Genomic DNA, 8,197 nt, shown 5'->3' with positions numbered 1-8,197 from the left:
CAGGGCCGCTTCGCGCCCCAGCGCGGGCAAGCCCGCTCGCCACAAATGACCGTTCGGCACCGATATCCAAATGTCAGGATGACTGCCTTTTTTTTCGTTTCGAGATCGCTCTTGGCCCACCTCATCCAACGCCGCTGGTACCCCCTGGTCTTCGCCGTCGCCGCCCTGGTGCTGTTGCCGCTGAGCGTCCTGCTGCTGTCCTGGCAGTCGATCGACATGCAGATCTGGTCCCACCTCTGGGACACCCAGATGCCACGCCTGCTGGGCAACACCCTGACCCTGGTGGTCGGCGTCGGGCTCGGCGTCACCCTGCTGGGCGTCAGCCTGGCCTGGCTCACCAGCCTCTGCGAGTTCCCCGGTCGGCGCTGGCTCGACTGGGCGCTGATGCTGCCCTTCGCCATCCCGGCCTATGTCCTGGCTTTCGTCTTCGTTGGCCTGCTGGACTTCTCCGGCCCTGTGCAGACCGTGCTGCGCGAGGTCTTCGGCAGCGGCCTGCGGCTGCCGCGGGTGCGCTCCACCGGCGGGGTGATCCTGGTTCTGGTGCTGGTGTTCTACCCCTACCTCTACCTGCTGGCACGCAGCGCATTCCTGGCCCAGGGCAAGGGCCTGATGGAGGCGGCGCGGGTTCTCGGCCAGTCGCCCTGGCAGGCATTCTGGCGGGTCGCCCTGCCCATGGCGCGGCCGGCCATCGGCGCCGGGGTGGCGCTGGCGCTGATGGAGACCCTGGCGGATTTCGGCGCGGTCTCGGTGTTCAACTTCGACACCTTCACCACCGCGATCTACAAGACCTGGTACGGCTTCTTCAGCCTGTCCAGCGCCGCGCAGCTGGCCAGCCTGCTGCTGCTCGCGGTGATGCTGGTGCTCTATGGCGAGCGGCGGGCCCGTGGCGCCAGTCGCGCCGGCAACGAGCGCCCCCGGGGCAGTGCGTTGTATCGGTTGCACGGCCTCAAGGCCTGGGCCGCCAGCGGCTGGTGCCTGCTGGTGTTCGCCTGCGCCTTCGTCGTGCCGCTGCTGCAATTGCTGGCATGGTTCTGGCGGCGTGGACGCTTCGACCTGGATGAGCGCTATACCGGACTGATCCTGCATACCCTGTACCTGGGTGGCATGGCCGCGCTGCTCACCGTGGCGGTGGCGATGCTGCTGGCCTTCGCCCGTCGCCAGGCGCCGACCCGGGTGATCCGCAGCGGTGTCAGCCTGGCCAACCTCGGTTATGCGCTGCCCGGCTCGGTGTTGGCGGTGTCGATCATGCTCGCCTTCAGCTATCTGGACCGCGAACTGGTGATCCCGCTGTCGAACTGGTTCGGCGGGGCCGGCAAGCCCCTGCTGCTGGGCAGTCTCTCGGCCCTGCTGCTGGCGTACCTGGTGCGTTTCATCGCGGTGGCCTACGGGCCCCTGGAAAACAGCCTGGAGCGTATTCGCCCGTCGTTGCCGGAGGCGGCCCGCAGCCTGGGCGTCGGCGGGCCGCGACTGTTTTTCAAAGTGTATCTGCCGCTGCTGTTACCGGGCACCCTGAGTGCCGCGTTGCTGGTGTTCGTCGATGTGCTCAAGGAAATGCCCGCAACCCTGCTGATGCGCCCGTTCGGCTGGGACACGCTGGCGGTGCGGGTCTTCGAGATGACCAGCGAGGGCGAGTGGGCGCGGGCCTCGTTGCCGGCCCTGACCCTGGTGCTGGTCGGCCTGTTGCCGGTGATCGGTCTGATCCGCCGTTCGGCAAGGCAAATCGCTTAGGTGCCAGGTCGGTCCCTTGCGGCTACAATGCGCGGCATTCGGTGTGGTCCGTCTGACAGACCGGGTGTTGGAACACGGCTCAAGGCCCCATTCATAAAGGGCTCAAGCCAGTCCGGCGCCTGCCCGCACCTTCGCCACGCCCGGAAGGAGAAACCCATGGGACAGCGCACGCCTCTGTATGACCTGCACCTCGCCCTCGGCGCGAAGATGGTCGATTTTGGCGGTTGGGATATGCCTCTGCACTACGGCTCGCAAGTCGAGGAGCACCACCAGGTGCGTCGCGACTGCGGGGTTTTCGATGTCTCGCACATGACAGTGATCGATGTCGCCGGCAGCCAGGCCAAGGCCTGGCTGCAACACCTGCTGGCCAACGATGTCGAGCGCCTCGACAGTCCGGGCCGCGCGCTCTACAGCGCCATGCTCACCGAGCAGGGCGGAGTGGTCGACGACATGATCGTCTACCGCACGGATGCCGGTTACCGGCTGGTGGTCAACGCGGCCACCCGCGACCAGGACCTGGCGTGGATGAACGCCAGGCTCGGCGGTTTCGATGTCCAACTGCTGGAGCGTCCCGAGTTGGCGATGCTGGCGATCCAGGGCCCGCAGGCCCGGCACCGGATCAGCGAACTGGTGAGCCAGTCCCGCGGCCAACTGATCCAGCAACTCAAGCCCTTCGAAGGCCGCAGCGACGGCGACTGGTTCATTGCCCGCACCGGCTACACCGGCGAGGATGGCCTGGAGATCGTATTGCCGGCGCAGCAGGCCCCGGCATTCTTCAATGACCTGGTGGGTGCCGGCATCTCGCCGATCGGCCTCGGTGCCCGCGATACCCTGCGGCTCGAAGCCGGGATGAACCTCTACGGCCAGGATATCGACCTGAATGTCTCGCCGCTGGCGGCCAACATGGCCTGGACCATCGCCTGGGAACCGACTACCCGAGACTTCGTCGGTCGCGCCGCCCTCGAGGCCGAGAAGGCTGCCGGGCCCAGTCTCAAACTGGTCGGCCTGGTGCTGGAGGAGCGTGGTGTCCTGCGTGCTCACCAGGTGGTGCGTATCGCCGACGTTGGCGAAGGAGAGATCACCAGTGGTAGTTTCTCTCCTACGCTTAGCAAGTCGATTGCCCTGGCGCGTGTCCCCGTGGCTACGGCCGACCGCGCTGAAGTTGAAATTCGCGGCAAATGGTACCCGGTTCGCGTGGTAAGGCCGACATTCGTGCGGCATGGCAAGACTCTGGTCTGATCAAAATCCCGGCAGGCCCGCAGGATGGGCCGCTGACACTTTTTCTCGAGGACACTGAAACATGAGCACTATCCCTACCGATCTGCGTTATGCCGAAAGTCATGAATGGGCCCGCCTGGAAGCCGATGGCACCGTGACCGTGGGTATCAGCGACCACGCTCAGGAAGCGCTGGGGGATGTGGTGTTCGTCGAACTGGCCGAAGTCGGCAAGGTTTTCGCGGCGGGCGATGCTGCAGGTGTGGTGGAGTCGGTGAAGGCCGCTTCCGATATCTATGCGCCGGTATCCGGTGAGGTGATCGCGGTGAACGAGGAACTGGCCGATTCGCCGGAACTGCTCAACGAAGAACCCTACGCGTCGTGGATCTTCAAACTCAAGCCGAGCGACAAGTCCGAGCTGGACAAGCTGCTGGACGCCGCTGGCTACAAGGCCGTGATCGGCGAGTGACTCGGCGTCCGGTTCGCGGGCAAGCCACGCTCCTACAGGATTGAGTCGTACACGTTTTCTGCGTACATCACACAACCCGTAGGCGCGTGGTTTACCCGCGAATCGGGCAGGCGCCTCGCTCTCAGCGTGAGAGTGCGGCCTTCACCGCCGCCACCGCGCGCTCGACATCGGCCCGGGTGATCACGTTGAACATCGGCAACGAGACGATCAGGCGGCCGACCCGTTCGGCGATCGGGAACATGCCTTCCTTGAAACCGCGGGCGCGGTACAGGCTCAGCAGGTGGATCGCCGGGTAGTGGTAGCCGATGCCGATGCCCTGCTGCTTCATGTCCTCCATGAAGGTATCCCGTGCCGGACGACCGTCCTGGCGCTCAGGCAGCACCAGTTGGAACATGTGCCAGTTGCTGTGGGTGAAGTCCTTCACCGGCAGTTGTGCGCCGTACTTCTCCTCGAAATCACTGCCGAAGCATTCGAAGTAGTACTGGGCCATCGCGCGGCGATGGGCGGTGATCGCATCGATATGGGCGAATTGCCCCAGGCCGATGGCGGCGGCGACGTCGGTCATGTTGAACTTGCCGCCCAGCACATCCACGTCCAGCCCGTCATGGCCGGTGCGGGTCACGCCCTGCAGGCGGTACTTCTCCGCCAGGCGCGCTTCCTCGGCGTTGTTCAGCACCAGGCAGCCGCCTTCGGAAGAGGTGATGTTCTTGTTCGCCTGGAAGCTGAACGAGACGAAGTCGCCGAGGGCGCCGATCTTCCGGCCTTTCCACTCCGAACCCAGGGCCTGGGCGGCGTCTTCGACGATGCGCAGGTTGTGTTTCTTCGCGATGGCGTAGAGGCGATCCATGTCCACCGGCAGGCCGGACAGGTACACCGGGATGATCGCCTTGGTACGCGCGGTGATGGCGGCTTCGAGCTTGTCCAGGTCGATGTTGCGGGTCACCGGGTCGATATCGGCGAACACCGGGGTGGCGCCGACTTCGATGATCACGTTGGCGGTGGCGACCCAGGAAATCGGCGTGGTGATGACTTCGTCACCCGGGCCGATGCCGGCGATCCGCAGGGCGATTTCCATCGTGCAGGTGCCGGAGTTGAAGGTGCGTACCGGGCGTCCGCCGAAGTATTCCGACAACTGGGCTTCAAAGGCCGCCACCTTGGGACCGCTGGTGATCCAGCCGGAACGCAGCACGTCGGCTACCGAGGCGATGGTCGCTTCGTCGATGGTGGGCTTGGAGAAAGGCAGGAAAGGGAGTTGGCTCATGGGGTCGTGACGTCCGATGTTTAGAGGGCGGGAAATGATCCACAGGCGATAGAGAGTAGACAGCAATGCCGCGATGCCATCGATGATACTGATTTGATGTGAAATTTCGGTGCTTTTTGCTGTCCTGACGCTGAACGGATGCAGTGCGGCGATCGGGGGAACGGACTGCTATGCTGCTTGCACAGTCTTCGAAACGCGGTGCTCGCCCGTGTTGCCTCGACGCGCGCCGCCAGGAGAGAGCTCCAATGTCCCAGTTGCCGTCCCTGAGCCAGTTGCGAGATTCCCAGGCCTTTCTGCGCCGTCACCTGGGGCCGGATGCCACCGAGCAACAGGCGATGCTCGCTGCCCTCGGGCTGGCGAGCCGTGTCGAACTGATCGAACAGACGGTGCCGCCGGCCATTCGCCTGAACCGTGCGCTTGACCTGCCGGCGGCCCTCGACGAACAGGCGGCGTTGAGCCGGCTGCGTGGCTACGCCGAGCAGAACCAGCTCTGGACCAGCCTGATCGGCATGGGCTACCACGGCACCCTGACGCCGACGGTGATCCTGCGCAACGTACTGGAAAATCCTGGCTGGTACACCGCCTACACGCCCTATCAACCGGAAATCGCCCAGGGGCGGCTGGAAGCCCTGCTCAACTTCCAGCAGATGACCATCGACCTGACCGGCCTGGAGCTGGCCAACGCCTCGCTGCTCGACGAAGCCACCGCCGCGGCCGAGGCCATGGCCCTGGCGCGGCGGGTGGCGAAGTCGAAAAGCAACCTGTTCTTCGTCGACGAGCACTGTCATCCACAGACCCTTTCCGTGGTGCGCACCCGCGCCGAGGGCTTTGGTTTCGAATTGCTGGTCGGCCCTGTGGATAACTTGAGCCAGCACCAGGTGTTCGGGGCCTTGTTGCAGTATCCGGATACCCATGGCGAGGTCCGCGACCTGCGGCCGTTGATCGAGCAGTTGCATGCCCAGCAGGCGCTGGCCTGCGTGGCGGCCGACCTGCTGAGCCTGCTGCTGCTGACGCCCCCCGGCGAACTGGGCGCCGACGTGGTGTTCGGTTCGTCCCAGCGCTTTGGCGTGCCGATGGGCTACGGCGGGCCGCATGCGGCGTATTTCGCCACCCGCGACGAGTACAAGCGGGCGATTCCCGGGCGCATCATCGGTGTCTCCCGCGATGCCCGCGGCAACCAGGCGCTGCGCATGGCGCTACAGACCCGCGAGCAGCATATCCGTCGGGAGAAGGCCAACTCGAACATCTGCACGGCCCAGGTGCTGCTGGCCAACATCGCCGGTTTCTACGCGGTCTACCATGGCCCCGAGGGCCTGCGGCGCATTGCCCAGCGGGTTCATCGACTGACCTGCATCCTCGCCAGCGGCCTGGAGCGCAAAGGCATCGTCCGGCTCAATCGACATTTCTTCGACACCCTGACCCTCGATGTCGGCGGCAGCCAGACGGCGATTCTCGAAAGCGCCCGGGCGGCGCGGATCAACCTGCGAATTCTCGGGCGCGGCCAGTTGGGCCTGAGCCTCGACGAAACCAGCGACGAAAGCACGGTGGCGCGGCTGCTGAATATCTTCCTGGGAGTCGATCATGGGCTGGACGTGGCCGAGCTGGACGCCGAAGACCTCGACGATGGCATCCCGGAGGGGCTGCGGCGCACCTCCACCTACCTGATGCATCCGGTGTTCAACAGCCATCACAGCGAAACCGAGATGCTGCGCTACCTCAAGCAGTTGGAGAACAAGGACCTGGCCCTCAACCAGTCGATGATCCCGCTCGGTTCCTGCACCATGAAGCTCAATGCAAGCAGCGAGATGATCCCCATCACCTGGCCGGAATTCGCCAACCTGCATCCGTTCGTCCCGCGCGAACAGGCCGTGGGCTACACGGCGATGATCGCCGAACTGGAGCACTGGCTCTGCGCGATCACCGGTTTCGATGCAGTCTGCATGCAGCCCAACTCCGGAGCCCAGGGCGAATACGCCGGGCTGCTGGCGATCCGCAAATACCATGAGAGCCGCCAGCAGGGCGAGCGCAACATCTGTCTGATTCCGGCCTCGGCCCATGGCACCAATCCGGCTTCGGCGCAGATGGCCGGCATGCAGGTGGTGATCGTCGAGTGCGACGAGGCCGGCAACGTCGAACTGGAGGACCTCAAGGCCAAGGCCCGGGAGGCGGGTGACAGGCTGTCCTGCCTGATGGCGACGTACCCCTCGACCCATGGCGTCTACGAGGAGGGCATTCGCGAGATCTGTGAAGTTATCCACAGCCACGGCGGGCAGGTGTACATGGACGGTGCCAATCTCAATGCCCAGGTCGGCCTGGCGCGGCCGGCCGACATCGGCGCCGACGTCTCGCACATGAACCTGCACAAGACCTTCTGCATCCCCCACGGCGGCGGCGGACCGGGCATGGGGCCCATCGGCGTGCGCGCACATCTGGCACCGTTCGTCGCCAATCACCCGGTGGTGCCCATCGACGGTCCGTCGCCGCTGAACGGCGCGGTCAGCGCCGCGCCCTGGGGCAGTGCGAGCATCCTGCCGATCAGTTGGATGTACATCGCAATGATGGGGCCGCAACTGGCCGATGCCAGCGAAGTGGCGATCCTGGCCGCGAACTACCTGGCGCAGCGACTCGGCGGCGCGTTCCCGGTGCTCTACAGCGGGCGCAATGGCCGGGTCGCCCATGAGTGCATCCTCGACCTGCGCCCGCTCAAGGCGCAGACCGGGATCACCGAGGAGGACGTGGCCAAGCGCCTGATGGACTACGGCTTCCATGCTCCGACCATGTCGTTCCCGGTGCCGGGCACGCTGATGGTCGAGCCGACCGAGAGCGAGTCCAAGGTCGAACTGGACCGGTTCGTCGAGGCCATGTTGAGTATCCGCGCGGAAATTGCCGAGGTGCAGAGCGGACATTGGCCGGCCGAGGACAACCCGCTCAAGCGGGCGCCGCACACCCTGGCGGACATCACCGAGGCCTGGGAGCGGCCCTATACGATTGCCCGGGCCGTCGTGCCCACGGCGCACACCCGGTCTCACAAGTACTGGCCGACGGTGAACCGGGTGGACAATGTCTACGGTGACCGCAACCTGTTCTGTGCCTGCGTGCCGCTGGATGACTATCGCTGAATGGGCCGTGGGATGATGAAAAACGCCGACTGGCCGTCGGCGTTTTTCATCGGCTCAACCTGCTGTCGATCACTCTTCAGCCAGGGCGTTCTTCGCCAGAATCGCATTGGCCAGTTCCATGTCGCTGGCCTTCAGGTCCGGATTGTCGGCACGCACTTTCTGCATGGCCGCTTCCAGGTACGGACCGCGGATCGCGCCGTTGCTGGCGACGAAGCTGCCGGCGTCATCCTGGGCGGCGACGACCAGCTTGTGGTCCTTGAAGGTCAGGTAGGTCGAGCCGGTGGTGGCCCCGGACGAAATGACGTTGCGCCAGAAACCGTCGGCCATGGCCGAGCCAATGGGAAGGGACAGCAGTGCCACGGTGGCGACAGCATATTTGAGACGCATGATGGTTACTCCGCTGGG

At 65.1% G+C, this 8,197-nt stretch carries 6 protein-coding genes; 4 read left to right on the top strand and 2 right to left on the bottom strand.

What is annotated here, in order from left to right; genetic code table 11:
- Nucleotides 1-111: 111 nt before the first annotated feature.
- From K675_RS0108345 to gcvH, 3 genes are all read left to right on the top strand, one after another.
- On the top strand, nt 112-1,728 hold the full coding sequence (locus K675_RS0108345) for an ABC transporter permease (RefSeq protein WP_017903058.1): 1,617 nt from the start codon (nt 112-114) through the stop codon (nt 1,726-1,728).
- A 156-nt stretch (nt 1,729-1,884) separates the two neighbouring features.
- Nucleotides 1,885-2,967: a glycine cleavage system aminomethyltransferase GcvT gene (gene gcvT / locus K675_RS0108340; RefSeq protein ID WP_017903057.1), complete on the top strand. Its 1,083-nt coding sequence runs from the start codon at nt 1,885-1,887 to the stop codon at nt 2,965-2,967.
- Between the two features lie 61 nt (nt 2,968-3,028).
- Nucleotides 3,029-3,412, top strand: coding sequence for a glycine cleavage system protein GcvH (gene gcvH, locus K675_RS0108335; protein ID WP_017903056.1), 384 nt, complete (start codon nt 3,029-3,031; stop codon nt 3,410-3,412).
- 121 nt (nt 3,413-3,533) lie between these two features.
- On the opposite strand, the gene K675_RS0108330 is transcribed toward gcvH, so the two are convergent.
- Complete coding sequence (locus K675_RS0108330; RefSeq protein WP_017903055.1) at nt 3,534-4,673, bottom strand: DegT/DnrJ/EryC1/StrS family aminotransferase; 1,140 nt, start codon at nt 4,671-4,673, stop codon at nt 3,534-3,536.
- Between the two features lie 245 nt (nt 4,674-4,918).
- On the opposite strand from K675_RS0108330, the gene gcvP reads away from it, so the two are divergent.
- Nucleotides 4,919-7,792, top strand: coding sequence for an aminomethyl-transferring glycine dehydrogenase (gcvP, locus tag K675_RS0108325; protein WP_017903054.1), 2,874 nt, complete (start codon nt 4,919-4,921; stop codon nt 7,790-7,792).
- Between the two features lie 69 nt (nt 7,793-7,861).
- Here gcvP and K675_RS0108320 read toward each other — a convergent pair whose 3' ends face one another.
- Nucleotides 7,862-8,179, bottom strand: coding sequence for a DUF2388 domain-containing protein (locus K675_RS0108320; RefSeq protein WP_026145033.1), 318 nt, complete (start codon nt 8,177-8,179; stop codon nt 7,862-7,864).
- Nucleotides 8,180-8,197: the final 18 nt, after the last annotated feature.

The sequence above is a fragment of the Pseudomonas fuscovaginae SE-1 genome, from assembly GCF_000364705.1.
Taxonomy (GTDB): domain Bacteria; phylum Pseudomonadota; class Gammaproteobacteria; order Pseudomonadales; family Pseudomonadaceae; genus Aquipseudomonas; species Aquipseudomonas fuscovaginae_A.
The sequence above is the reverse complement of the archived record's forward strand: the minus strand, read 5'-3'. Positions and strand labels throughout refer to the sequence as shown.